Annotated in this window: 24 protein-coding genes and 1 pseudogene; 18 read left to right on the top strand and 7 right to left on the bottom strand. The window is 42.0% G+C overall.

Annotation, left to right across the window (positions count from 1 at the left end; genetic code table 11):
- Nucleotides 1-26 precede the first annotated feature (26 nt).
- The 12 genes from LC454_RS24095 to LC454_RS24040 all read left to right on the top strand — a co-directional run bounded on the left by LC454_RS24095 (nt 27) and on the right by LC454_RS24040 (nt 10864).
- Nucleotides 27-830 carry a helix-turn-helix domain-containing protein gene (locus LC454_RS24095; RefSeq protein ID WP_223585001.1) on the top strand — a complete coding sequence of 268 codons (804 nt, stop codon included), beginning with the start codon at nt 27-29 and terminating at the stop codon, nt 828-830.
- 337 nt (nt 831-1167) lie between these two features.
- Complete coding sequence (locus LC454_RS24090) at nt 1168-1725, top strand: hypothetical protein (RefSeq protein ID WP_223585000.1); 558 nt, start codon at nt 1168-1170, stop codon at nt 1723-1725.
- A 13-nt stretch (nt 1726-1738) separates the two neighbouring features.
- Complete coding sequence (locus LC454_RS24085; protein ID WP_223584999.1) at nt 1739-2209, top strand: lipocalin-like domain-containing protein; 471 nt, start codon at nt 1739-1741, stop codon at nt 2207-2209.
- 1 nt (nt 2210) lies between these two features.
- Entirely contained in the window at nt 2211-3179 is a 969-nt protein-coding gene (locus tag LC454_RS24080) for an NAD(P)H-quinone oxidoreductase (RefSeq protein WP_223584998.1), read from the top strand.
- A 44-nt stretch (nt 3180-3223) separates the two neighbouring features.
- A complete protein-coding gene (locus LC454_RS24075; protein ID WP_223584997.1) occupies nt 3224-3697 on the top strand; it encodes a Dps family protein in 474 nt (157 codons plus the stop codon).
- Nucleotides 3698-3768: 71 nt separating this feature from the next.
- Complete coding sequence (locus LC454_RS24070; protein ID WP_223584996.1) at nt 3769-4464, top strand: LytR/AlgR family response regulator transcription factor; 696 nt, start codon at nt 3769-3771, stop codon at nt 4462-4464.
- Nucleotides 4465-4546: 82 nt separating this feature from the next.
- Entirely contained in the window at nt 4547-6736 is a 2190-nt protein-coding gene (locus tag LC454_RS24065; protein ID WP_223584995.1) for a response regulator, read from the top strand.
- Between the two features lie 229 nt (nt 6737-6965).
- Nucleotides 6966-7787: an alpha/beta fold hydrolase gene (locus LC454_RS24060; protein WP_223584994.1), complete on the top strand. Its 822-nt coding sequence runs from the start codon at nt 6966-6968 to the stop codon at nt 7785-7787.
- A 357-nt stretch (nt 7788-8144) separates the two neighbouring features.
- Nucleotides 8145-9191 carry a cupin domain-containing protein gene (locus LC454_RS24055; protein WP_223584993.1) on the top strand — a complete coding sequence of 349 codons (1047 nt, stop codon included), beginning with the start codon at nt 8145-8147 and terminating at the stop codon, nt 9189-9191.
- 5 nt (nt 9192-9196) lie between these two features.
- Entirely contained in the window at nt 9197-9889 is a 693-nt protein-coding gene (locus LC454_RS24050) for a YoaK family protein (protein WP_121123277.1), read from the top strand.
- Between the two features lie 4 nt (nt 9890-9893).
- A complete protein-coding gene (locus LC454_RS24045) occupies nt 9894-10355 on the top strand; it encodes a redoxin domain-containing protein (protein ID WP_223584992.1) in 462 nt (153 codons plus the stop codon).
- Between the two features lie 2 nt (nt 10356-10357).
- Nucleotides 10358-10864, top strand: coding sequence for a DsbA family protein (locus LC454_RS24040; protein WP_223584991.1), 507 nt, complete (start codon nt 10358-10360; stop codon nt 10862-10864).
- 71 nt (nt 10865-10935) lie between these two features.
- Here LC454_RS24040 and LC454_RS24035 read toward each other — a convergent pair whose 3' ends face one another.
- On the bottom strand, nt 10936-11274 hold the full coding sequence (locus LC454_RS24035; protein WP_121123283.1) for a winged helix-turn-helix transcriptional regulator: 339 nt from the start codon (nt 11272-11274) through the stop codon (nt 10936-10938).
- 103 nt (nt 11275-11377) lie between these two features.
- Here LC454_RS24035 and LC454_RS24030 point away from each other — a divergent pair, with 103 nt between their 5' ends.
- Nucleotides 11378-12124: an SDR family oxidoreductase gene (locus LC454_RS24030; RefSeq protein ID WP_223584990.1), complete on the top strand. Its 747-nt coding sequence runs from the start codon at nt 11378-11380 to the stop codon at nt 12122-12124.
- A 141-nt stretch (nt 12125-12265) separates the two neighbouring features.
- Here the strand turns inward: LC454_RS24030 and LC454_RS24025 are convergent, their stop codons facing one another.
- The 5 genes from LC454_RS24025 to LC454_RS24005 form a co-directional block, all read right to left on the bottom strand.
- Nucleotides 12266-13324: a serine hydrolase domain-containing protein gene (locus LC454_RS24025; protein WP_223584989.1), complete on the bottom strand. Its 1059-nt coding sequence runs from the start codon at nt 13322-13324 to the stop codon at nt 12266-12268.
- A 257-nt stretch (nt 13325-13581) separates the two neighbouring features.
- On the bottom strand, nt 13582-14334 hold the full coding sequence (locus tag LC454_RS24020) for an SDR family oxidoreductase (protein WP_223584988.1): 753 nt from the start codon (nt 14332-14334) through the stop codon (nt 13582-13584).
- A 29-nt stretch (nt 14335-14363) separates the two neighbouring features.
- Nucleotides 14364-14789: a YybH family protein gene (locus LC454_RS24015; RefSeq protein ID WP_223584987.1), complete on the bottom strand. Its 426-nt coding sequence runs from the start codon at nt 14787-14789 to the stop codon at nt 14364-14366.
- A 153-nt stretch (nt 14790-14942) separates the two neighbouring features.
- Nucleotides 14943-15809, bottom strand: coding sequence for a helix-turn-helix domain-containing protein (locus tag LC454_RS24010; RefSeq protein ID WP_223584986.1), 867 nt, complete (start codon nt 15807-15809; stop codon nt 14943-14945).
- A gap of 332 nt (nt 15810-16141) precedes the next feature.
- Nucleotides 16142-16546 (bottom strand): winged helix-turn-helix transcriptional regulator, encoded by a 405-nt coding sequence (locus LC454_RS24005; protein ID WP_223584985.1) that lies wholly within the window; start codon nt 16544-16546, stop codon nt 16142-16144.
- Between the two features lie 293 nt (nt 16547-16839).
- Between LC454_RS24005 and LC454_RS24000 the strand changes: the two genes are divergently transcribed.
- Nucleotides 16840-17775, top strand: a complete 936-nt coding sequence (locus tag LC454_RS24000) for an aromatic alcohol reductase (RefSeq protein ID WP_223584984.1) — start codon at nt 16840-16842, stop codon at nt 17773-17775.
- 254 nt (nt 17776-18029) lie between these two features.
- Here LC454_RS24000 and LC454_RS23995 read toward each other — a convergent pair whose 3' ends face one another.
- Nucleotides 18030-18992, bottom strand: a complete 963-nt coding sequence (locus LC454_RS23995) for an aldo/keto reductase (RefSeq protein ID WP_223584983.1) — start codon at nt 18990-18992, stop codon at nt 18030-18032.
- Nucleotides 18993-19097: 105 nt separating this feature from the next.
- Here LC454_RS23995 and LC454_RS23990 point away from each other — a divergent pair, with 105 nt between their 5' ends.
- From LC454_RS23990 to LC454_RS23975, 4 genes and pseudogenes are all read left to right on the top strand, one after another.
- Entirely contained in the window at nt 19098-19439 is a 342-nt protein-coding gene (locus LC454_RS23990; RefSeq protein WP_223584982.1) for a winged helix-turn-helix transcriptional regulator, read from the top strand.
- Nucleotides 19440-19686: 247 nt separating this feature from the next.
- Nucleotides 19687-20055 (top strand): hypothetical protein, encoded by a 369-nt coding sequence (locus tag LC454_RS23985; protein WP_223584981.1) that lies wholly within the window; start codon nt 19687-19689, stop codon nt 20053-20055.
- A gap of 79 nt (nt 20056-20134) precedes the next feature.
- Entirely contained in the window at nt 20135-21523 is a 1389-nt protein-coding gene (locus LC454_RS23980; RefSeq protein ID WP_223584980.1) for a TolC family protein, read from the top strand.
- 6 nt (nt 21524-21529) lie between these two features.
- Nucleotides 21530-24695: pseudogene (locus LC454_RS23975) on the top strand (efflux RND transporter permease subunit).
- The last annotated feature ends 131 nt before the right edge of the window (nt 24696-24826 follow it).

Raw genomic sequence — 24826 nt, 5'->3', positions numbered from 1 at the left:
GTAGGGATCAGTATATTTGGTAAACCATGAAAGTTAACAACATCCAATCCTGTCACCTTGGCCCGGAGATCTCTCCCGAGAACTATATACCGGAAAACTATTTTCTATACTTATTGAAGGGCGATATGAAGGCTTATGACGGCGAAAAAAACTACACAATGAAACCGGGCGACTATTGTATCGCCCGGAAAAATCATTTGGTACGTTATACGAAATACAAGGACAATGATGCGTTTGAAAAAATCATCATCACCCTGGATGAAGCATTCCTGAAGCGCTTCCTTGAACGGCATGTTTATGACGTCCGGCCATCAACCATCAGTGACTCCTTTATTTTTATACCGGAAAACAAGCTCATCAAGAATTTTATAATATCACTGGAACCTTACTATACCGGTGATCTTGAGATCAGTGCGGATTTTGTTGACGTAAAGAGAGAGGAGTTATTGATTATTCTATTGAAATCGAATCCTGACCTGATTAACATATTGTTCAACTTCTCGTTACCTGATCGGATTAATTTAAAGGAATACATGAACAAAAATTTCAGGTTTAACATCAGCCTGGAAAAATTTGCATTTTTTACGGGGAGGAACCTATCGACCTTCAAGCGGGATTTTCAACGCATATTCGGAACGACCCCGGGCATCTGGCTCAAGAAGAAAAGATTGCAGGAAGCTTATTTTCAAATCGCCGAGCAATCCAAGAAACCAAGTGATGTCTATCTCGAAGTAGGTTTTGAAGACCTGTCGCATTTTTCCTACGCGTTTAAGAAAGAATTTGGAAAGACGCCAAATGAGATAGCAAAGCCAATTTCAAATCGCATTTAATAACAATTAGCAAAAGTTCAACTAAAAATCCAGTTGACTGTGAGGTTAAACCAAAAAACCTCCCAAGGGCATTTCATCTATAATGCCGTTCTTGAAGCTGAAATAAACTTAAGGAAACCATCAGATTACATAAGGACATTAACTGACACTCTGAGCGCAAAAAACATATAGCGACTGCGCGTTTTGCAGCGGACTTTACCGACCATCCCCCCAACGATCAATATTCCCTTTTTAACGATACTTTATGCCCGTCCGATGGATAGTGAATTCAGCGGACGGTAAATAGGCATAGATTTACATCAGTAAAAACAAATCAATCATTCAAAAATTTAGTATTATGGAAATTATTCAAACCTCACAAAACGCATTGTCACATTCAGCAGTTACAGCAATCATCAATGCCCCAATTGAAAAGGTAAATATCGCAGACTGGTTATTGAACCTGCCTGATGCGGAATACCAAAGGTGTTCAACACAGCATATCGGTGCAGCAATCTCCACAACATTTGACGGAGAACCGGTTTCGCTTAATGTCGAAACAATAGGAGACGCATTAATGGTACAGCACTACGTAGCTGTTGTCCATGAACCTGCTTACTGTCGGATGCTTTCGATTTCAGATTCAATCACTAAAGGAGGCCGTACAAAAGTACAGGTACTTTGGGAACTTAAGGCTACCAGAATTGACGATAACTCCTGTCTTTACACCAATGAGATCCACGCGACTGCTACTCCAGAGATGCTGGCTTATATTAAAGAAAATGGAATAAATCTTTCCGATGCAGCAGCAGCAAGACAGGCCGCTTCGGATGCGCACAATCATGAAGAGACACCCAACTTTGCTAAAAGTATAGAAAATAAAGCCCTTACAGGAAAATACAACCAACCTTTTTAAAAATTTCTTTAAAATGGAAAATACATTATTTGACAAATTGATCGGTACCTGGACATTGGTGGAGCTGGTAGAAGTAACACTTGAAAGTGGGGACATTTCCTACCCCATGGGTGAAACACCAAAAGGTCTGATTATATATAATTCTGATGGCTATATGTCCGCGCAGATCATGAATCCAGATCGGAAGAACTTTAGCGAGGAGCATTGGACCGGAGCTACAGCAGAAGAATACATACAGGAAGGCTCTACCTATTTAGCATATTCAGGGCCTTTTGCTGCTAATCATAACGAACAGACATTAAGCCATACAATGTATATTTCTCTTTTTCCGAATTGGACAGGTCAAACACAAAATAGGAATATACATTTTGAAAATGAATATCTGATCTTAGAAAGCGGCAAACCCTTCCTGTCTGAGGGAAAAGTAGTTATCCATAAACTGAAATGGAAAAGAGCAGAAAATTTAAATCTAAAAATTGATTAAAATGAAAGCGGTTGTAATGTCAAGCTATGGTGGTCCTGAGGTACTACAGCTTAAAGAATTTGAAACTCCAAAAGCTACAGGTGATGAAGTTTTGATCGAAGTAAAAGCAGCAGGACTTAATAGATCGGATATATTTCAGCGACAGGGCAATTATCCCGCTCCCGCAGGTGTCCCGGCAGATATATTGGGTCTTGAGATAAGTGGGGTTGTCGTGGAGTGTGGGCCAGAGGTGTTGAACTTTAAGGTGGGAGATAAAGTGTGTGCATTGCTTGCAGGCGGGGGATACGCCGAATTTGTTTGTGTACGTGAAGGGCAATGCCTTGAAATACCTGCTGATCTCAGTTATGCCGAGGCTGCAAGTCTACCCGAGACCGTGTTTACCGTATGGTCAAATGTCTTTCAGAGAGGAGCTTTAAAACCTCATGAAACCCTTCTGATACACGGCGGAAACAGTGGTATTGGTATTACTGGGATTCAATTGGCACATGCGCTCGGGTCACGCGTCATTGTCACCGTCGGATCTGATGAGAAAGGTCAGAACTGTATCGATTTGGGAGCAGATTTTTATATTAATTATAAAAAGCAGGATTTTGAAAGAGAACTCCAGCAGGAGGGCGTTGACGTTATCCTGGATATGATCGGAGTTGATTATTTGCAAAAAAATGTCAATATATTAAAACCCGAGGGGAGACTTGTTCATATCAACGCCGTTTCGGGCAGCCATGTCGATCTGGATCTCTGGAAGATGATGGTAATGCGTCTCACTATAACAGGCAGTACGTTAAGAAACAGAGCATATGAGTTCAAAAAATACTTGACAGCTGAAGTTAAGAAGAATGTTTGGCCATTGCTAGAATCAAAGAAGTTCAGACCCATCATTTACCAGACATTTCCCTTTAAAGAAGCTGCACAAGCGCATAAATTACTTGAAAATGGCGCACATACCGGTAAGATCGTTCTTGTCAGATAAACATTAGAAAAATATAATTATCAAACACTTAATTTATAAATACCATGAAAGCGAATATTGGAATTACCGAAACAGATACAAATGCTGTTGCTGAACAATTGGCAAAATTATTGGCCGATGAAAATATACTTTATATCAAAACTCGAAATGCCCACTGGAATGTGACCGGAGAAAACTTCCATGCAAACCATATTTTCTTTGAAGAACAGTACAAGCAGTTGGACGGGATAATCGATAGCGTTGCAGAACGCATGCGAAAAATTGGACATTATGCTCCGGCAACGATGAAGATCTATTTGGAACTAACACACCTTACGGAATACAGTGAAAGGACAAATGATGGCCTTGGGTATATGAAAGACCTACTGGCAGATCACGAAAGTATTATCGAATTTTTACGTGGTCATATTATTCCTTTTGCCGAAGAATTCAAAGATTATGGAACCAGCGACTTCATTACGGCACTGATGGAAAGCCATGAGGAGATGGCATGGATGATCCGTTCATATTTTAGATAGGAGCTATTGATTAGCGATAAAAAAAGAAAGTAATAAGTATATTTGTCATATTAACATATATACTTATTACTATGAAAGCTCTGATTGTTGACGATAATGATATTGCAAGAACGACTTTAGCCCATTTGGCAAAGCAGGTTCCAGACCTTACCATTGTGCAGGAATTTTCAAACGCTATGGACGCCTACCATTTTATTCAGAAGAACGAGGTTGACCTGCTCTTTCTGGATATTGAAATGCCCGAAATGACAGGTATTGAACTTACCAAAAGTTTATCGGGAAAAGATACAATCATCATTTTCACTTCCTCCAAAAGGGAATATGCGATCGAGGCTTTTGAGCTTAATATCGCGGATTATATTTTAAAGCCCATTTCTCCTGTCCGTTTTTTACAGGCGGTGGAGAAAGCCCAGTCAATCCTTGATAGCAGAAAAGAGAATGTGCATGTCACCAATGATGAATTTTTGTTTGTCAGAGACGCTAACGTGACAAGGCGCCTGAAGCTTGAAGATATCTTTTACGCTGAGGCGATGGGAGATTATGTGAAATTTTATACGAGAGAAAAGATGTTTGCCATTCATGGCAAGATGAAAACCGCAGAGGAGCGTTTACCAAAAAACGACTTTATCAGAGTACATCGGTCCTACATAATATCCGTCAGTAAAATAGATACATTACAGGATGGTGGTATTATTATAAATGGCCAGTTTATTCCTGTAGCAGATGCCTATCGAAAGGCTCTTAATACAAGAATGAATGTATTTTAGTCGTAAACTGCTGTTATTTTCGTCCTGATCCACGAAGCCGCCAAAATCTTCTTAGCTTTTATATATGACAAAAAACTCTGTAATGAACAGTAAACGGTTTAGCTATTTTATAATTCTGACATTTATTGCGGGAACAGTACTTCTGATCGCCGTTCAGGTTAATTCGGCCAGCAATACAAAGGCGCTGATACAGAATAATAACACACTTTTGGCTGAGCTCCGTGCGAGTAATCATCTGAGGGAGATCGATCGCGATATCCTTGGCGTGGAAAGTAGGATCAGGGCATCGATAGCAACAAATGATACGACCCATCTGGAAGGTATCGACAAAAAGATAAATGAGATCGAGAACTTTCTTGATTCTTTGTCCAAAGATAATGCAGACCCTGTGGAAGAAAAGCTGATACAGCGACTCGGGGTACTGGCTATGGACAAAAAAATAGTCCGGGATCAGCTTCTGGCACGTTATAGTTCCTTAGGAAACATGGATGACCAGACCTCTATTGCCAATCCAAGAGCCCGAATTATTTCTAATGAAATTACAGCAATCACGGCTAAGATCTATAAAAGCAGGCAGTTGCACATGAGTGACCTCAGTAGACAGAGTGAAGCAATGGGCAGAAAAGCAAGGATCTATGATATCTCTTTGTTAATTTTATTGATTTTGAGTGGCTCCGTGGTGGGATTTCATATCCTCCGCCAATTCCGCCGACAACGGGTGCTGATCGAGGAATTGGATGCTGCAGAAAAGAAAGCTTCTATTGCAGCTCAGACCAAGGAAAATTTTCTTGCTAATATGAGTCATGAGATAAGGACTCCGCTCAGTGGAATCCTTGGTTTTACCAATCTACTCCAAAAAAGAGCGCTGGATGAGACTTCTTCCGAATTTGTGTCATCCATTCAGCGATCCGGCGAGAATTTGATGACGATCATAAATGACATACTTGATCTTTCTAAAATAGAGGCCGGAATGATGCGCATCACTGTTGGGACATTTAGTATCAGTGGGTTGTTAAATTCTGTAGAAACCTTCTTCACTGAAAGGGCAAAAGAAAAAGGACTATTGATTTCAAGTAAGATCGACAAGTCGATTCCGGATACGCTAATGGGGGATGCGACGAGGTTAACACAGATTTTGGTAAACTTGATCGGTAATGCCATTAAATTTACCAAACAGGGCAGTATCAATATCGAAATTTATAACAAAAGCATAGGTGAGGGTAAAGTTGTTGTTGGATTTATTATTGCCGATACTGGAATTGGAATTGACAAGGAAAAATTAGGCGATGTGTTTGAACGTTTTAATCAGGGAGAGGATTCTATTACGCGTAATTACGGAGGAACAGGACTTGGATTGTCTATTGTAAAAAATCTGATTCTACTGCAACATGGTGATATCGAGGTTCAGAGTGAGCAGGGAAGAGGGACGACTTTTAATTTTTTTATTCCTTATGGGATAGCACAGGAACAATTGTTAGCCGCTTCGGTGGTCGATACCGATTATTTCAAGGATTATTCAAATTTACCACTTCATATTTTAGTCGTTGATGATAATACGATGAACCAAAGTCTGATGAAGCATATGCTGGGGCAATGGAATGTTGATTTCGGAATTGTTTCCAATGGACTGGAAGCCATTGAATATCTGAAAACCAAACATTGCGACTTGGTATTGATGGATTTGCAGATGCCCCAAATGGACGGATATGCAGCGACACAACATATCCGGGAAGTATTAAAATTGGATATTCCGATCATCGCCATGACTGCGCATGCCCTGGCAGGTGAACGGGAAAAATGCCTCAGTAGGGGAATGGATGAATATATTTCTAAACCTATTAACGAAGAGGAGCTGTTCAAACTTATTTCACATTTTGGGCTAGGGATTGATGGCAAACAGCAGATCGAAGATAAAAATAGTGAAGATTTCAATTATTTAAATCTGGCTTACATGCACACAGTGAGCCGTGGAGACATAAGTTTCGAAAGAAAGGTGACCAGCCAGTTTATTGACAAAATTCCAGGCCAGCTTCAGGAGCTAAAGACTGCTTACGCAAATCAAGATTTCTCCAGATTTAAATTAAGAGCACATGATTTTAAAACCAGCGTCGCCATTATGGGATTGCTTCCTGTTCTTGATGATAAATTGGGAACACTTGAACTTACAACCGAACAGAACACATTATCGGAAGGTGTTTTAAAGGAAGTCGAGCAGATCCTTACCATAGCCGTCGAGGAAGCTCAACGTTTATTGGCAAGTTATACGGACTAAGGTATACATTAACAATAAGTAATTGAAAAGATCATCAAGTCGTGCTTGATGATCTTTTTTGTTGTTTCATAGTATGATGAAAATATGTTGAATTCAGTATTTTTCTGATAATCGTATTTTAACGATTCATTTTGCCCATTCGTCGAATGATTATTGAAATTGGCTAACTGTTCGTGTAGTTTTATGGTAGCAAAAAGAAAATACATATTCACATTTAAACCAAATAGCGATGAGCACTTTAAAACTAAAAGACGGAACAGAAATTTTTTACAAAGACCAAGGACAGGGTCCAGTATTGATGTTTCACCACGGCTGGCCATTATCTTCCGATGACTGGGATGCACAGGTGATTTTCTTCCTACAGAGAGGTTATCGCGTAGTCACTCATGATCGGAGAGGCCATGGCAGATCGAGTCAGGATATTTATGGACACACCATTGAGCAGTACGCTGCTGACGCTGCCGAGCTTGTTGAATTTCTCGACCTAAAGGATGTCATTCATATCGGTCACTCAACAGGCGGGGGTGAGGTAATTCGTTATGTGAACAAATATTCGAAAGGAAGAGCTAAAAAAGCTGTACTCATCAGTGCTGTTCCTCCGATCATGGTGCAAAACGAAAGTAACCCAGATGGTGTGCCGATTGCGGTATTCGATAATATCAGGGATCAGACTTTGAACAATAGACAACAATTTTATATCGATCTAACACTTCCTTTTTACGGTTACAACAGAGCGGGAGCCGATATTAAAGAAGGAATTCGGAGAAACTGGTGGAGACAGGGTATGATGGGGGGAATTGTTGCCCATTATGAGGGTATCAAAGCTTTTTCTGAAACAGATTTCACAGAAGATTTGAAAGCAGTTGATATTCCTGTCCTGGTGCTGCACGGTGAGGATGATCAGATTGTTCCTTATGAAAATGCCGGCGTTAAATCTGCTAAACTCTTAAAGAACGGAACGTTGATTACTTACCCGGGGTTTCCCCACGGCATGCCTACGACTGAGGCTCCTACGATTAATAAAGATATCCTAGCTTTTATTGAATCCTAAAACAGTCATACAAAAAGTATAAAAAAGTGAGCTCCATGGCTCACTTTTTTTGTTAACGTGTAATTAAGAATGCCCCACTCAATTTTATAAGCCTTTCAACTTAGCACATTTAGATTGTGCGAATTAGTACATGCCAGCTTATCGCCGAATACTTACATTCTAAAAAAGGTAAGTCTAGAAGCGACTCCCGATAAACGAATAATTTGACTGATCATTTGAAGGACGAATGTCTTGCTATAGCACTGTTTCAACGATCATATCTGCCTGTTCACCGAAAGTCAGCAACAACAGCGTCCTTTCTTCGGTAAATTTACGTTAGTAAAAAACAGGAATATCAATCGTTAAAAAAAAAATATTATGAAAACGACATCTTTAAGCTTCAAGTACGAATTAGAAAAAAAAGAACCACGTACAAACGATGGTGGGACTACCAGAGGGGCTTCTGTAACTGACTTCCCAGCTTCGATCGGAATCGCAGGTGTGTCGATGCGATTACAGCCGGGCAGTATGAGAGAGCTTCATTGGCATGCAAATGCTGCTGAATGGGCTTATGTAATTTCAGGAACTGTTCGTACGACTATCATTCATCCGGACGGTCATAGTTATACTGACAATTTTGAGCCGGGTGATGTATGGTACTTTCCTAAAGGTTATGGACATTCGATACAGGCAACAGGAAATGAAGAGTGTCATTTCATCCTGATATTTGACAATGGTAATTTTTCCGAAGACCACACATTTAGCGTAACTGACTTCGTTGCCAGTATGCCTCCAGAAATTGTAGCACAGAATTTAGGGTTGACTTTGGAAGAAGTTGCTGCACTACCGAAAAAAGAAGCCTATTTCGCAGCTGGTATTGTCCCGGATGAATTGTCGTTTAATGCTACTGCTAGACCAGAAGAATCTGACATAGAACTTACTAATCTACATCGTTATCCGCTTCACGCACAACAGCCTAGAATCATTCCCGGGGGCGGTCTTCAGCGATTGGTTACAAGTAAGGAGTTTCCGATCAGTACGACCATGGCCGGTTCTATTCTTGAATTGCAGCCTGGGGCACTTCGGGAAATGCACTGGCATCCGAATGCCGACGAGTGGCAGTATTATATTTCGGGCCAGGCGGAGATGTCTGTTTTTCTTGCTGAGGGTACTGTAGTCACCGAACAGTTCAATGCAGGTGACGTAGGCTATGTACCCATGGGAGCCGGGCACTACATTAAAAATACAGGCGATACCCTGTGCCGTGTTCTTATCGGATTTAACAGCGGGAAATACGAGTCTATTGATCTGAGCGAATGGCTTTCAGGCAACCCTAAAGATGTCGTGGTGACAAATTTCGGGCTGACGGATGGTGAAATTGAAAAATTTCCAACAAAAAAGATTTTTATTCAACCTAAAAAATAAAACTTATGTTGCCAGAAAAGAAAGCTTTTCTGTCCGCTGACAAAATAGGGGTACAAGAAAAATTAGCGATACTACTTGCTTTCATAGCTGGGTATATCGATGCAGTTGGGCTGATCAAATGGAAAACCTATGTTTCTTTTATGAGCGGGAATACCACGCAGCTTGGAACAGCGATAGACACAGGAACAGTAGAAGTCATCAGCTCATCGCTGTGCGTAATTGGGAGCTTTGTAAGTGGTATCTACCTGGGCACATGTCTCTCGCAGTGTCAGAGACAGCGAAAATTTTCATCCAAATTCTTTATTGTGGCCGGCATTTTAATCACTTACAGTATCGTTGGTAGCTATTATCAGATACCGAACTATAGCTCGCTGGTCATTATCGGCTTTTCAATGGGGATGATGAACACGATCGTTACTTCGGTAGGAAAGCAAAATGTAAATACCGATTTTGTGACGGGGACGTTAAACAGTCTGGCAAAGAACTCGGCGATGTATACTATGAGCAATAGCAAAGAGGATAGGACTACCTATAGATCGAATACCATCCGTTTGTTGATTCTTTGGATAGGTTTTATCTTGGGCGCTTTTATCGCGCCGATGCTTCTTGATATGCTTACAAAGTGGACACTGCTTCTACCAGCGTTTTTTCTACTGGCATCTGCATTCTTATTCCCTATATCAATTATTAAAGATTAAAATTATGTTAGAAAAAAATACTGTTGCGCCTGATTTTACATTATTTGCAACACCAGACCAGAAAGTTACATTATCCGAATTTAAGGGTCGTAACGTGATCTTAGCATTCTATCCTGCTGACTGGAGTCCGGTCTGCAGTGATCAGATGGCACTGTACAATGAAATGCTCAAGTACTTTAAAAAGTATGACGCAGAACTGTTCGCAATTTCTGTGGACAGCAAATGGTGCCATCTGGCTTTTTCGCAGTCCCGTAACCTACACTTTCCGCTCCTTGCAGACTTTGAACCAAAGGGGGGAGTAGCAAAGAAATACGATGTCTATAATGAGAATGAAGGTCAGTGCAACCGCGCTCTTTTTGTAATCGATAAAGAAGGTATCATCCAATGGAGCTACAAATCACCGACGGCGGTAAATCCCGGTGCAGATGGAATATTGGACACTCTTGAAAATCTTAAAATAAAATAATTATGTCATTAAAAATACCTGTCAGTACTACTGACCACGCCCAAGGCAATCTAAATGCCGATTTAGTTATCGTAGAATATGGTGACTACCAATGTCCCTACTGTGGAGCCGCTTATCCGGTGCTAAAGAAGCTCTTGAAAAAATTTAGCGGAGAGGTGAAATTTGTATTTAGAAACTTCCCGCTTTCAGAAATGCACGAATATGCGCTTCCAGCCGCGATCGCTGCAGAAGCTGCTTCTTTGCAGGATAAGTTCTGGGAAATGCATGACGCTATTTACGAAAATCAGCAATACCTGGACGACCTGTATCTTTTTAAAATGGCAGAAGAAATAGGATTAGATATGGAAAAGTTTAAGTCCGATATACAAAAAGAGGAGCTGGCGAATAAAATAGATGCCGATTTTCAGGGCGGAGTTATCAGCGGAGTCAATGGGACACCATCCTTTTATGTTAATGGCAAGAAGTTTGACCCTGGAGCTGAAGACCTTTTCAAGCTTTTCATTAAATAAAAAAGGAGATTTATTGGAGCGGTACTACCATCAGCGGCTTTTTAGCTGATGGTAGTACATAGAATACGATTCTAAACCTTATCCTCCACAATCATTTTTCGATGTTCTCTACCCCAAATAATCATTTCCGAAATAATATTCCCGAAAGTCCTGCAATATTCAGTGGGTTCATATTCAATTAAAACAGGAATATCGGGATAAACAGTTCGTTTAACCAACTTATTTAACTCCATATCTTTCAGTTCTTTTGAAAGCATTCTTGTCGTAATCCCGGGGATACTTCTTTCAATTTCGCGAAAACGTCGGTTGCCGTTGCAAAGCGAATTAATAACAGGAATTCGCCACTTTCCTCCAATGAAATAGAGTGTGTCCTGCAAAGCTCTAAGTTCTTCTGTCTGATCTCTTTCCATGATCACAAAGTTAAATGATATAATTGATGATACTGATATACTCCGTTATACTGATAACAAAAGTATACCATTTCCCCTATAACTTTGTAAAAAAATCAAAGAAATGAATAAGTTCAATAACAAATTAGCCATCGTAACAGGTGGAAACAGCGGAATAGGATATGCAACCGCAAAAGAATTAATCGCAGAAGGAGCACAAGTAATTATCACCGGAAGACGAAAAGAAGCCATTGAAAAGGCTGCTGCAGCGTTAGGGGCTATTTCTTTTGTGGCAGATCAAGGGAAATTGGAAGATATTGAAAATTTCAAAACCCAAGTTGAAAAGCAATTCGGAAAAGTTGACATCCTGTTTATTAATGCAGGCATCACTGGAAGTTTAGGTCCGATCGAAAATATGAGTGCCGAAAATTTTGACGATGTAATAGGTATTAATTTCAGAGGAGCTTATTTTACCTTGAGCAAATTTATTCCCCTGTTGAACGATGGTGCTTCAGTGGTATTTCTTTCATCCAACGTCGCGACCACATCTAAACCAAATAGCTCGATTTACCAGGCAAGCAAAGCAGCATTGAATTCCATTGCGAAGACCGCTGCTGCAGAACTGGCACCAAGAAAAATCAGAGTAAATTTAGTGAGCCCGGGGCCTACAAAAACGGAGATTATGACCAAAGCAGGACTGGATGAAAAAACATTGGAAGGTCTTGATGAATGGTTAATCAGCGGAATCCCTTTACAAAAAATGGGAACTGCGGAAGATGTAGCCAAAGCTGTTATTTACCTGTCAGATAACAATGTGGCAAGTTTCATGACCGGAACAGAAATCCTTATGGACGGTGGAATGGTTTTATAATTGGGGCTTCATTTTTTGGAATGTGGGTGCTGGAAGCTTGAAAAAATTCCAGCACTTTCTAATGATATACACCAACTACTGAACGTATCGATTTTTAGGAAATCCAGCTCAGCAAAGGGCATCTGGAACATGAGGAAAAACTTACTTAAGTTCTGGAAGTTTAACCTCTCTATCATAAAGAACATTAACTACATTTTTTATGAAATCTTCCTTTTTGATCCGTTCACCGTTGGTATTATAAGCAATTGAAATATCGGCTTCTTTATTATAAATTAGAACCGCATGGGATCCCAGGGTATCCCCACCATGTCCATAAAATATGGTCCCTTCAAAATCCCAGACTGCGATTCCTCTTCCCCAATCTTCTTTTCCTATTAGAGGTTCCATTAACTGAAGCGTTTCCTTTTTAATAATATTGTTGTGGAACAAATTGTTCACGAAGACATTTAAATCATACGAGGTTGCAGCAATATCGCCGACGCCTATAACATTAAGAAAGTCGAGATCTTTATCTAATAGATGCCAAGAATTATCATTATAGCGATAAGGTGGATAAACGTTTTTTTGATTGGGCCTGAAAGAATCTAAATTTTTTAATCCGAGCGGTTTTATAATTTCATTTCTAACAATTTTTTGATAGGACTTTCGGTATTTTTCTTCAAGGATTTTTGCAAGTAGATAATATGCGGAATTTGAATAAGCGACCTTTTCATCCGGTTCAAAATTTTTCCCCTGTTGGATGATCAGGTCCATGATTTGTTTATCAGTTGTCTTCTCAGTTACCCATACTTCGCCATCTTTAACAACATAACTGCCTAGTCCGCTGGTATGGCCAAGAAGATGTTTTATGGTTATTTTATCCGAATTGGGAATTTGAGGATAGAACTCAGCAAGTTTATCGGTCAAATGTAATTTGTTATCCTCGATTAACTTAAAAATTAGAACTGCTGTAATCATTTTGGTAACAGAGCCAACCTGATACTTTGTACTTTGATTGTAGATCAATCCAGGTAAATTTTTTTGACCAAAATGTTTGGTATAGACTTCTTTCCCATTCTTAAATATAGATAGACTGCCGATCCCTAGATTTTTATTTTCAATTGAATTAAAATAAGTATCAAGTTTTTCGGAATTAATATTTTGTGCAAATAGAAAGGTTGGAAGGATAGCAATTAATAGAGCGGCTAGTTTATTTTTCATTTTAAATCTGTTTTTTCTAATATTCGTATGACAATCAGCTATTGACATATATTGCAATATCGTGTTATTTACTTTAGGAATGATAAGTTTTGGCAAAATCTAGTTTGGTAGTACTCAAAAGGAAACAACTTACTTGAAACAATATTCAAAGGCTGATCTCGATAGCGATCAACAATAAATGCAAGTCGACACCGACCTGCATTTAAGGATAAAAGAACTACGAAAGAGCATCTAGCGAAGTGATCATTTTTAACGGCTTAACTTACCACAGTATTCAGCGCCCAGTCCTCAAAATGAATCTTGCCTGCATTATATTCTTCAGCAGGGACGAGCAGTGATCTAGGAACAACAAGATGCATATATTTGCTATTGTCATCAGAAACAACCTTTATGGGCTTTCCGGATATCGCAATATATTTTGCCACAAAATCATCCATATTTGCCCTTGTAGGCCCAGCAATCTCTACCGTACCATTTTTAGGCTCTTCGAGTGCAAACTGTACAATGTAATCTGTGACATCTTCCAGGGCAATGGGCTGGTAGTCGATCTTCGAAACAAATACCTCGTCAGCCTGTCCCTGAACGGCAATGATCGCATCGGTATGCTCATAAAACTGTGTTGAACGAATGATTGTATAAGGTATTCCCGAGTTTTTGATGTTGTCTTCCTGGTATTTCTTTGCGCGAAGATATCCGATCTCCAGCGCATCGTCTGTTCCGACAATGGAAAGTACGAGGTGATGCCTGATGTTTGCAGCCAGCTCCGCTTTTACCAGATTCTTTCCGGCGGTCTGAAAAAAGTGGATTGCATTTTCTTCTTCAGGAGAGGAGGAATTGGATAGATCGATTACTATTTCCGTATTTTCCAGTGCTTGCGAAAGACCTTCTCCGGTCATGAGATCTACTCCATGTGAAGGTGAACCAATGATCACCTGATGACCAAGGTTTGCCAGTTTTTTTGTGACCAGCCTTCCAGTAAGACCTGTACCACCGATTACTAAAATTTTCATATGTGAACTATTTAATTTTGTGAAATTGATTAAAATAAGCTGCGCACCTGTACGCCGAATGGATTTCCAAACCAGCACCGCCAATATCCGTCCCGTCCTTTCTTTGCGTAATCGCTTGAAGTTCCGGTAATATTTACTTTTTCGCCGTTATTTCCTGTCCCAGTGATTCTCCAATGCAGGACCAATGAGGCCAGATTATCGGTCGAATAAATATTCCTGGCAAAAATTTCTATCGGCAATCCAAAACCGAAGGACTGCTGCAGCTCATGGGCGATCGCTATTTTTCCGCGTTTGGGCTCACCGCTGGTACTGATAACGACTGCATCATCCTCATAGAAGCCGAGCATGGTTTCAATATCCCTGGAATTAAAATGATCCAAAAGAGAATCGACAATTCCTTCAGGGGTGGTTGATAATTTATAAGTCGGACTTTCTGCCAAATTATGACCTTCCATAACACCTAAGAATTAATATTATGCGATCTACTGTACCGTACAGTGTATCTATAGTACAAAATTGGTCAAAAAATGAATGCAGGAAAACTGACAAACAAAGGTAAAAGGTAGACAAAAAAAGAAGCAGGTTCTAAGTTCAATAGGATAGTTTGTCTAATCCAGGTCTGGATTGGAACGTAGTGTCTTTCTGTAATCACCCGGTGATCGTCCAGCTTTTTTTGTGAAAAGCCTGATAAAATACTTGGTATCTTTATAACCTAGCTGGACCGAAATTTCCTTAATACTCAATTGCGAATAATAGAGCAGGCGCTGTGCTTCGCTTAGTATTTCCTTCTGGATCAGTGCCGATGCAGATAAGCCCGTCACTTTTTTAACAACATCGTTTAGGTGGGCCACGGAGATATTTAACCTTTGGGCATATGCTGAGGGGCGTTTAAGGCTGCGGTAATCACGCTTTACAAGATTTCTGAATTCGTTGGTTATACTCATAACCCTGGGGCTGTGACTTATGGACCCAGCGGCCGATCTGCGATCGTGACAAATTACCGCCTGCGTTATAAAAGCTGACAGCAAGGGCTGTTGCACTTCCTTATTTGCGGTATTGTTTATACTGTCCAAATTTTTTAGGGAGTCCAGGATTGCCGTAAACCATTGTTGCTCGGGCGCTGAGAGTGACAATATAATGGTTTCATTTAAAGATGCATCAAGTATGTCCTTGGCTGACCTGGTCATATGATGGCCTTCAAAAGAAATGTAATAGCCAGATGCCCCTAAAGCCGTGGTGATCTGATGTACCTGATGCGGTGGGCAGACAAAAAGTGTTCCTGCAGGCATGGTCAGCTGTTCAAAATCAAATAGGACTTCCAGCTGCCCAGCTTCAACAAGCATGCAGGTATAGTGGTCATGCCGATGTGGATTCAGCGCTTTTAGGATGCCCGGAGTGGAACCATCCCATAGGCCAACAGCCATACTGCTGCTGGAATCCATGCTGTTCACTAAAATAGAATCTCTTTTTGGCATGTGGCGCAATTTTAAACTCAAATTTAGTTCATATACTTTAAGAATTGCTATCGATTATGCTTTATTATCCTGATTTTCTAATTATTTATTACGCCCCTTTTTGCTGTCCAAGAAAGTGACATCAGCTATGTGAACCATAAAAAAATCAATGCATGGGAAAACGTTGCTCAGAAAGTAAGGTTTGGCGGAATTTTGTTTTCAAAAAGTGAATAATCTTTTTGGAAATAGTACTATTTATCAAAAAGTCGAACTTACGTGATGTGTTATCTGCAGCTGGATATCATATCGTGCTGTTGGTGCTGAGGAAATCTTTAAATGTCGATGTTAAAGGACTACTTACCAATATGTTTTTCATAATTTGTCCTCGCGCTTGTCAGTTCTTCCGTATGCCGGGCAATCCATAACCAGAGCGGCGTGACTTGGACCAAAAGACCTTTACCTAGTTCAGTAAGCTCATATTCTACTCTTGGTGGTACCTCAGGAAAAACGCTTCTTGATATCAATCCGTCTCTTTCCAGTTCCCGTAGGCATTTTGTCAGCATCCGCTGACTGATACCCTTAATATGGCTTTCCAAATTCGAAAAGCGCATCCTACCGTCAATTCCAAGTGCATGAATAACAAAAAGTGACCATTTATTACCAATATGGCTAAGTATATCACGTTTCAGGTCTTCCTGGTCTTTGTTCAGCACCTTGCAAATATCATCCCAGGCCGCAGCTATTTCGTTATCGGTCATTGCTCTATCTATTTTTTTAAGTTAAAATGCGCTTTTTGTTGGTCAAAGATAGTTGATTTTGACAATAGAACTTGTAAGAAAGGATTGATTTTTGAATGGTGACGGCAGACGGACAAAAAAACTGTAACGAAACAAAAACTAATCTACCTAATTCTCAAAAGACTAACATCGGTGTAAGCAGCTCACAGCGAGATACCTTATTGTTTGACGGAATTGGACTCCCTAACTTTGCGTAAGAAAGAGGAACTCAATCAATTAGTAATGGATTAACTTCCTGACAAATTCTTTTTGAAATGAAAAATACATCAATTTTAATATTGGGAGCAGGTGAATTAGGAATGCCTGTCATTCGTCATCTGGCAAATAAAGCCAAAAACTACAGCGATACAACAGTTACAGTTCTGCTTAGAGAAGCAGCCATAAACGCTGAAGATGCAGATAAGAAAAAGAATATAGCCGAACTCAGAGATCTGGGTGTTAATTTACTTGTGGGAGATCTGTCTGCTCCTTCTTCAGAGCTTGTTGCTATTTTTAAAAATTACGATGCTGTTGTTTCATGTACGGGGTATGGAAGCGGTGCCGGAGGTTTTCAGCTGAAGCTGGCAAATGCTGTTTTGGATGCTGGAGTCAAAAGATATTTTCCGTGGCAGTTCGGAGTTGATTTTGAAGTGATAGGCCGGGGCAGTGCTCAGGATCTATTTGACGAGCAGCTCGATGTACGTGAGCGTCTTCGATCACAAAGTGCTACAAAATGGGTTATTATTTCCACCGGTATGTTTACAAGCTATCTTTTTGAACCCTTTTTCGGCCTTTTGGATATGGATAACAAATCTTTCAATGCTATTGGGGGCTGGGATACTGCGGTTACTGTCACAACGCCTGAGGATATCGGAAAACTTACCGCTGAGATATTTTTTGCGGAGCCAGCGATTGAGAATGAGGTCGTTTATATTGGTGGCGATACGATCACCTATGGACAGTTGGTGGATATCGCTGAATCGCTTTCAGGGCAAAAGTATGAACGTACACTTTCCGATATGACGGAAATACAGCAGGACCTTAAAAATGATCCGACCAATTTCGTAAAAAAATACCGTTCAATTTTTGGTGCCGGCAGAGGTGTTTCTTGGCCATTGGAGGTGACATACAATTTCAAACATTGTATTGAAACGATTTCTGCAGCACAATGGGCAAAGGATAATATTGACTGGGATTCTTTTAATAAATAGGACGTAGGTTATTTATTCGGTAACGGATTGTAAAGTTAGCAAGGGATACTGACTGCCAGGAGTGTAAAAAAAATGATCAAAATAGGTACTTTGCCATTTGTTTTAGATTATCGTAAAATAGAGGTGGGTGACTCAATCTGAGCCCTTAAACTCAGCTCGATTGCTGATCATCTGCAACGTTATATCAATGATACGAAAGAAGTAACCACAAAAGTTAATTCTTTCGTATTTGTATTAGTTTCAATCTTTCAAAATCAACCACGTACCGTATTCAACAGATCGTGCGGATACCCGAGGCTAATGGAGCTTAAAGCATCCAGTTTGGCCAGCTCGTCAGCTGTCAAATTAATTTCAGTAGCGCTAATACTTTGCTCAAATTGATTGATATTGCGCGCTCCTAGCAATGGGAATGCCTCTTTTGATAAATTCCATGCAAACGCAATCTGACCGGGAGTTGCTTCATATTTTTCCCCGATTGATATCAGTTCATCAATGATCAGTTTGGTTTTCTCGTCTTCCGTATATTCAGTGTCATTAGAGTGACTGATGCGTCCTGCTTCTCCCTTTCTATATTTAGCGGTGAGCAGTCCGCCCGCCAGTGGCGAATACATCATGACTCCTAAACCAAATTCCTTAGCCATCGGGATCAGTTCACGATCTGGGGTACGTTGCAGCAAATTGTACTCAATTTGTAAGGTCGTGAGTTTTGTAGACCCCGCGATTGCCGATACCTTCCATGCCGGGAAATTCGTCAGTCCTGCATATAGTATTTTTCCTTCTCTGATCAGATCCTGTAGCCCTATGGCTATTTCTTCCAGCGGAGTTACCCCGTCATCATAATGAGGCATATATATGTCAATGTAATCAGTCTTCAACCTTTTCAGACTTTGTTCAACAGCCTGACGCATGGATTTACGGTTATTTCCAAAATTACAGATTGCGGGGCTTGGGTCGCTGCTTCGGGTATATTTTGAGCAGATAATAAAATTGCTTCGCCGGCCTTGTATAAAATTACCAACGATTTCTTCAGCCTCTCCAAATTGGTAAACATCAGATATGTCGATAAAATTACCACCTGCATCTGTATAAGCTGTTAAAATCTTTCTCGATTCTTCGGGATCGGCCCCGTAGCCTTTTCTTGTGCCAAAGTTGGCTGCTCCCAAAATTATTTCACTGGCATGCAGTCCTGTTTTTGATCCAAATAACTTGTATTTCATATTTTTATATTTACTTTGTTGCAAAGTTAAGGGCATAAAGTAACCGTGTCAATTACGGATAAATTTATCTATACTCACTTTATATCTTCGTAAAATATATCAGCTATGTACGAAAAAAAGCTTCCGGTCAATTTAGATTGTGGTTTACATCTGTTTTTGCAGGTTGTTCAGGGAAAATGGAAAATAAATCTGCTTTGGGCAATACATTCAGGTATCAAGCGTCCGGGTGAGCTGCAGCGGAAAATCCCCAATGCAACCCGTCGTGTACTTGATGCGCAGCTTGGCCAGTTGATTGAACACGGATTAATCAATAAAGTCGTCTTTGATCAGCTTCCGCTGAAAGTAGAATATGAACTGACTGGGCTAGGTGAAAGTCTCATACCGGTCATCGAGGTAACGGCCCAATGGGGCGAGGATCACAGAAATGAATTGGAACAGTTTTTTTAAGCCTAGTCATAACCTATAAAGAATCACGGTGGTGCTATCGGCGTGGAACGTGAGGTAAGATAGAGAGCAACGTTCTGGTTCACATTGCCCTTGTAGCTTTGTTGGATATCTGAATGGAGCAATGTGATTGCAACATCATGTTTACAAAAGCTTTCGTTACGTCAATGTTACATTCGCCTACTGCGTCATTGTTTATATTTGTAGCGTACACAAATCAAAATGCTGTGCATTAGATAACATACAACCTATGTTAAGACGAGTCATATTTCAATTTCTCTTACTGGTAAGCGCGATGCTGCTGATCGTGAAGCCTTTGATCGGGTTTTCATTGTATCATCAGGCAAAGACGCAGGGCGAGAATGAGTTTATCACCGTTATCAAGGCCTTTAGTAAACGAAAACAAGAATACCTGGATTGGGTTGATGTAAAAGATGTTGTCTGTCTGACGCTCTCGCCGCTTCGTCACTTTGTCGCCAAAGTAAAGGAGTTTTTCATTACCCACTTTTTCAACACGTTCTTTCCGAATTCGGGCACGTTTTCGATTGGTAACTTCTTTTCTAAAATAGTATTGCCACTCGAACGGCTATACCTGCGTAATCTTCAGCTGACTTTATGATAAAAAGGCCATTTTAATCGTATTGAGTGGGTCCCAATGGGACTGCAAACATTCATTTATTTTAAAATAAGCTTTTTATATGTTTCAGAAACTTGTCCTTATGGGGCATGTGCTGCTCTGCTGTAGCTTTTTTAGCTATGGACAGGAGAGTCATGTGCCTATCAAACTCAACCAGCTGCTGTCGTCGGTAACGCAGCATGCACCATCCTTACGCACCGACTATGTCCGTACACAGGTGCAGCAGGCCCGCGCAGCAGAAGCCAAAAACAACCGTCTGCCGAGCCTACAGCTATCGTATCAGGCAGACGTCGGCTCCAATAATAATGTGCCGGGGCCTTACTTCGGTTTTGGCCTTGTTCCGACCAATAATGGTGGTATACGTCCCAATAATAAGTATCAGGCTGTGAGCAGCAATCTTGGCATTGCGGCCTTCCAGTGGGAGGTCTATAATTTTGGTCAATTCAATGCCCAGGATCAGCTCGCGCAGGCGGAGGTGACCGTGGAGAACCGCCGTTTTGAACAGTCGAAGTATGACTTACAGTCCTTCACGATCTATAGTTATCTGCAGTTATTAAAGTTGCATGACCTGATCGGCATTCAGTCGCGCAGCATAGCCCGTAACCAGGAAATACGTCAGTCGATATTTGCGCTGGTCAAAAGTGGTATCCGGGCAGGGGTGGATACCAGCATGGCGGATGCTGAAATATCGCGTAGCCAGCTTGGCCTCATCGAACTGGATAATCAGCAACAGCAATTGCAGATTCAGCTGGCTACGCTGGCGGGTATGTCCCCAGCGCAGATTGTAGCGGATACCACTGCCGAAAAGATTCTTTTCGAGCAGGTAAAGAACGCACCCATTGAACTCGATGGCGGCCGCCAGCATCCTATGGTCGCCTATTATAATGCGCTGTTCGACAAGACCAAGATGGAAGAGAAGCTGGTCTCCAACAGTTACCGACCCAAGCTGTTCCTCTCGGGCGCAGTCTGGGGCAGGGCATCCAGTGTACATAGCGATAATAATTATGGTTCGCTAGCCGATGGTTTTGGGCTGCAACGTGGTAATTACCTTGTTGGTCTAGGGATCAACTACAACCTGTTTGATCTGCGCCGCAAAAAGGTGAAACTAAACACACAGCGCCTTATGGTGGACGAGGCTGGGCAAAAGCTACAGGAACAACAGGCCAACATCGCCATGAATATAACACAGTCGGCCACTGAAGTGGCAACTGCAGAAAGACGTCTGAAGGAAATTCCGCGTCAGACCAAGGCCGCAAATGCCGCCTACCGCCAGAAGTTTTCCTTGTATAAAAACGGGCTGATTGATATTGTGGAGGTCAACGTTGCACAGAACATGCTCAATCAGGCAGAGCGCGATTACATTACCGCCAAGTATAATTATTATCTGGCATTGTTCCACCAGGTGGTCGCACAAAACAATGTCGATGGCTTTCTTCAACTTTTTAACTAATCACTTATGTCACTAGTCACAGCTGCTTTACGAAGGCCGATCACCACAGTGATCATCACCCTGAGCCTGCTGCTCTTTTCGGTACTCGCTGTACTGAAAATACCGATCGATATATTTCCGCAGCTCAATTCACCGACCATTTACGTCATTGAATCTTACGGCGGGATGTCCCCACAGCAGATGGAAGGTTTTTTCTCCTCCCGGATGCAGGATCAGTTTCTCTATGTCAACGGAATTAAAAATATATCCGCCAAAAATATTCAGGGCCTTACGCTCCTGAAACTTAGTTTTTACGAAAATACCGATATGGCCGAAGCTTCAGCGCAGGTGGCGCTGCAGGTAAACCGTGCCATGAAGTTTTTTCCGCCGGGAGCATTGCCACCGCAGGTGGTCCGTTTTGATGCTTCCTCTTTGCCCGTAGGTCAGTTGGTGCTTTCTTCGAAGACAAGAAGCCTCAAGGAGATTTACGATATGGCGAGCACGCTGGTACGCCCCATGTTCTCTGCTGTACCGGGCCTCTCCGCGCCGCCACCATTTGGCGCCAATTCCAGGACGATCACGGTAAATGTGGACCCCAATAAATTGCGGAGCTACAACCTGACCGCCGATGAGGTGGTGATGGCGTTGTCCAAATTTAACGTGATGTCGCCATCCGGTAACCTGCACCTCAACAATACAATGTATGTAACCACCATCAATTCACTGATCAAGAATGTTGCAGATTTTGCTGATATCCCTATTCTGACAAAAAATGGGATCCCAATTTATATCAAAGATGTCGCACGCGTATCGGATGCCTCGGATGTGACGGTAAGTTATGCACTGATCAATGGTCGGCGCTCTGTTTATATTCCTGCGGTTAAGACATCGGATGCATCCACCTGGGCAGTGGTCAGCAACCTAAAGGCCAAGCTGCCGGAAATCCAGAATCTGCTGCCGGAGGATGTGAAGGTGTCTTATGAATTTGACCAGTCAGTAGCGGTTATGAACTCGGTGCAGAGTCTTTTGCACGAAGGTGGGCTCGGCGCTTTGCTTACCGGTCTCATGGTACTCTTGTTTCTGCGCGACTGGCGGAGCAGCCTGATCGTGATCGTCACCATACCGGTATCCATCCTGATCGGGGTCCTGCTGCTAACATTGTTTGGCCAGACCATCAATATCATGACCTTGAGCGGCTTGGCTCTGGCCATAGGTATCCTTGTCGATCAGGCCACGGTGACCATCGAAAGCATACACCAGCATCAGGAACAGGGTACACACAAGCGTAAGGCGATCTACAATGCCTGTCAGGAGATTGCCGTTCCACTACTATTGATCCTGTTCTGTATTTTGGCCGTATTTGCACCTTCCTTTATGATGACGGGGATTCCCCGGGCGATGTTTCTGCCACTTTCGTTATCCATTGGATTGACGATGATCGCTTCGTACTTTATGGCGCAGACCTTGGTACCTATTTTATCCAACTGGTTGCTCAAAGAGCATCATATCGGTCATTTCAAGTCCGACTCGCCGGGCTTTTTCGATAAGATCAAAAAGCGTTATCGCTTCAGCCTATATCGCTCCATGCGCCATAAGGGGAAAGTCATCATCGGTTATCTGTTGCTCACGCTGGCGCTTGCGGCAGTGGCATTTGTGTACATCGGCAAGGATATCATGCCCAAAGTCAACAATGGGCAGTTTCAGTTACGGATCAAAGAGCCCGATGGGACCCGGCTGGAGCGTACCGAAGAGTCCGTCAAACAGGTGCTGCAGGTAATCGATAGTACGGTCAACCATCAGGTCGCCATCAGTTCGGCCTATGTTGGCCTAGTGCCCAGCAGCTATGGGGTCAGCAACCTCTATGTATTCAATACCGGGACGCATGAAGCCGTGATCCAGGTCAACCTGAATGCGGACTATCACGTCAATATGGATGAACTCAAAGATGTCTTACGGCGTAATATCCATTATAAATTACCCAAATTGCGCCTGAATTTTGAGCCTATTGATATGACCGAAAAGATTATGAGTCAGGGCGCTGCAACGCCGATCGAGGTGCGCATAGCCGGAAAGAAAATGGACGAACTGAAGGTCTACGCGGATCAGGTAGTCAGCTCATTACGGCACATCGACTATCTGCGTGATGTGCAGATCGCGCAACCGCTCAGGCTGCCAACCATTTCTATTTCGATCGACCGGCTCAAAGCCTCCCAGCTTGGTCTACAGATGGATGATATTGCTCGTTCGGTAACGGCCAGCACTTCATCGAGCCGATTTACCCAGAAGATCCAATGGCTTGACGAAAACAATACCTATACTTATCAGGTACAGGTGCAGGTACCTGAATATGTGATGAATACAATGGACGAGCTACGTGAAATTCCGCTGGTGAAAGGGCAGCTTACACCAACTTTGGGCGATATCGCTACTTTCAATACACAATATTTACCAGGTGAATATGACCGGCAGGGGCCAAGGCGGTATTTGACAGTGATGGCAAATATCCATAAGAAGGACCTGGGGACAGCAACAGCTGACGTGAAACAAGCTATCCGCGAACTTCCGGCTCCACCTCGCGGTGTTGTGGTGGAAATGAAAGGGATGTCGACACTATTGCTCGATACCATGGGTAGTCTGCAATTAGGTTTAGCCTGTGCAGTTGTTGTTATATTTCTGCTGCTGGCAGCGAATTATCAAAGTGTGAAGCTTTCGCTGACCGCATTGGTCACTATTCCTGCAGTGATCCTAGGGTCGTTGGGCATGCTATTGCTCACCGGATCTACGCTCAACCTGCAATCTTACATGGGTATGATTATGTCTACTGGGGTCTCCGTAGCCAACGTCATTTTGATCGTATCCAATGCTGAAACGCTACGGCTGGACTTCCGCAATGCTAGGACTGCTGCCCTGGCCAACGCGGCTACGCCCGATACTGATGACCAGTATGGCGATGATTGCCGGTATGATTCCCATGGCCATGGGAATGGGAGAGACGGGTGAACAGGCCGCGCCACTGGGTCGGGCCGTTATCGGTGGTCTTTTTGCCTCCACTTTTGCGGCCCTCTTTATTCTGCCGCTCCTGTTTGTGTGGATGAAGGAAAAATCCACGTTCGATTCCAAATCACTGTTGCCACAGGACGAGCCCGATCATCGAAAGCCACTCGTGGAAAAAGACACGTATAGTGTAAACTAAAAAAATACAGTGGGCTTTCCGAATCGAAATCCAACAGTAGGAACTGCAATGATAAAGTAAGAATGTACCATTGAACAGGATAAGAATCGTATTTAAAGATATAACCGCCAAAGGCAGCATGTATGCCTTAA

Origin of the sequence: Sphingobacterium sp. GVS05A (assembly GCF_019969845.1) — a bacterium.
Lineage (GTDB): Bacteria > Bacteroidota > Bacteroidia > Sphingobacteriales > Sphingobacteriaceae > Sphingobacterium.
This window is presented reverse-complemented; position numbering and strand designations above follow the sequence as displayed.

What these genes read in the sequence shown, in the direction of transcription:
- LC454_RS24095 (WP_223585001.1), top strand. Translation starts at nt 27, where the DNA reads ATGAAAGTTAACAACATCCAATCCTGTCACCTTGGCCCGGAGATCTCT.
- LC454_RS24090 (WP_223585000.1), top strand. Translation starts at nt 1,168, where the DNA reads ATGGAAATTATTCAAACCTCACAAAACGCATTGTCACATTCAGCAGTT.
- LC454_RS24085 (WP_223584999.1), top strand. Translation starts at nt 1,739, where the DNA reads ATGGAAAATACATTATTTGACAAATTGATCGGTACCTGGACATTGGTG.
- LC454_RS24080 (WP_223584998.1), top strand. Translation starts at nt 2,211, where the DNA reads ATGAAAGCGGTTGTAATGTCAAGCTATGGTGGTCCTGAGGTACTACAG.
- LC454_RS24075 (WP_223584997.1), top strand. Translation starts at nt 3,224, where the DNA reads ATGAAAGCGAATATTGGAATTACCGAAACAGATACAAATGCTGTTGCT.
- LC454_RS24070 (WP_223584996.1), top strand. Translation starts at nt 3,769, where the DNA reads ATGAAAGCTCTGATTGTTGACGATAATGATATTGCAAGAACGACTTTA.
- LC454_RS24065 (WP_223584995.1), top strand. Translation starts at nt 4,547, where the DNA reads ATGAACAGTAAACGGTTTAGCTATTTTATAATTCTGACATTTATTGCG.
- LC454_RS24060 (WP_223584994.1), top strand. Translation starts at nt 6,966, where the DNA reads ATGAGCACTTTAAAACTAAAAGACGGAACAGAAATTTTTTACAAAGAC.
- LC454_RS24055 (WP_223584993.1), top strand. Translation starts at nt 8,145, where the DNA reads ATGAAAACGACATCTTTAAGCTTCAAGTACGAATTAGAAAAAAAAGAA.
- LC454_RS24050 (WP_121123277.1), top strand. Translation starts at nt 9,197, where the DNA reads ATGTTGCCAGAAAAGAAAGCTTTTCTGTCCGCTGACAAAATAGGGGTA.
- LC454_RS24045 (WP_223584992.1), top strand. Translation starts at nt 9,894, where the DNA reads ATGTTAGAAAAAAATACTGTTGCGCCTGATTTTACATTATTTGCAACA.
- LC454_RS24040 (WP_223584991.1), top strand. Translation starts at nt 10,358, where the DNA reads ATGTCATTAAAAATACCTGTCAGTACTACTGACCACGCCCAAGGCAAT.
- LC454_RS24035 (WP_121123283.1), bottom strand. Translation starts at nt 11,274, where the DNA reads ATGGAAAGAGATCAGACAGAAGAACTTAGAGCTTTGCAGGACACACTC.
- LC454_RS24030 (WP_223584990.1), top strand. Translation starts at nt 11,378, where the DNA reads ATGAATAAGTTCAATAACAAATTAGCCATCGTAACAGGTGGAAACAGC.
- LC454_RS24025 (WP_223584989.1), bottom strand. Translation starts at nt 13,324, where the DNA reads ATGAAAAATAAACTAGCCGCTCTATTAATTGCTATCCTTCCAACCTTT.
- LC454_RS24020 (WP_223584988.1), bottom strand. Translation starts at nt 14,334, where the DNA reads ATGAAAATTTTAGTAATCGGTGGTACAGGTCTTACTGGAAGGCTGGTC.
- LC454_RS24015 (WP_223584987.1), bottom strand. Translation starts at nt 14,789, where the DNA reads ATGGAAGGTCATAATTTGGCAGAAAGTCCGACTTATAAATTATCAACC.
- LC454_RS24010 (WP_223584986.1), bottom strand. Translation starts at nt 15,809, where the DNA reads ATGCCAAAAAGAGATTCTATTTTAGTGAACAGCATGGATTCCAGCAGC.
- LC454_RS24005 (WP_223584985.1), bottom strand. Translation starts at nt 16,546, where the DNA reads ATGACCGATAACGAAATAGCTGCGGCCTGGGATGATATTTGCAAGGTG.
- LC454_RS24000 (WP_223584984.1), top strand. Translation starts at nt 16,840, where the DNA reads ATGAAAAATACATCAATTTTAATATTGGGAGCAGGTGAATTAGGAATG.
- LC454_RS23995 (WP_223584983.1), bottom strand. Translation starts at nt 18,992, where the DNA reads ATGAAATACAAGTTATTTGGATCAAAAACAGGACTGCATGCCAGTGAA.
- LC454_RS23990 (WP_223584982.1), top strand. Translation starts at nt 19,098, where the DNA reads ATGTACGAAAAAAAGCTTCCGGTCAATTTAGATTGTGGTTTACATCTG.
- LC454_RS23985 (WP_223584981.1), top strand. Translation starts at nt 19,687, where the DNA reads ATGTTAAGACGAGTCATATTTCAATTTCTCTTACTGGTAAGCGCGATG.
- LC454_RS23980 (WP_223584980.1), top strand. Translation starts at nt 20,135, where the DNA reads ATGTTTCAGAAACTTGTCCTTATGGGGCATGTGCTGCTCTGCTGTAGC.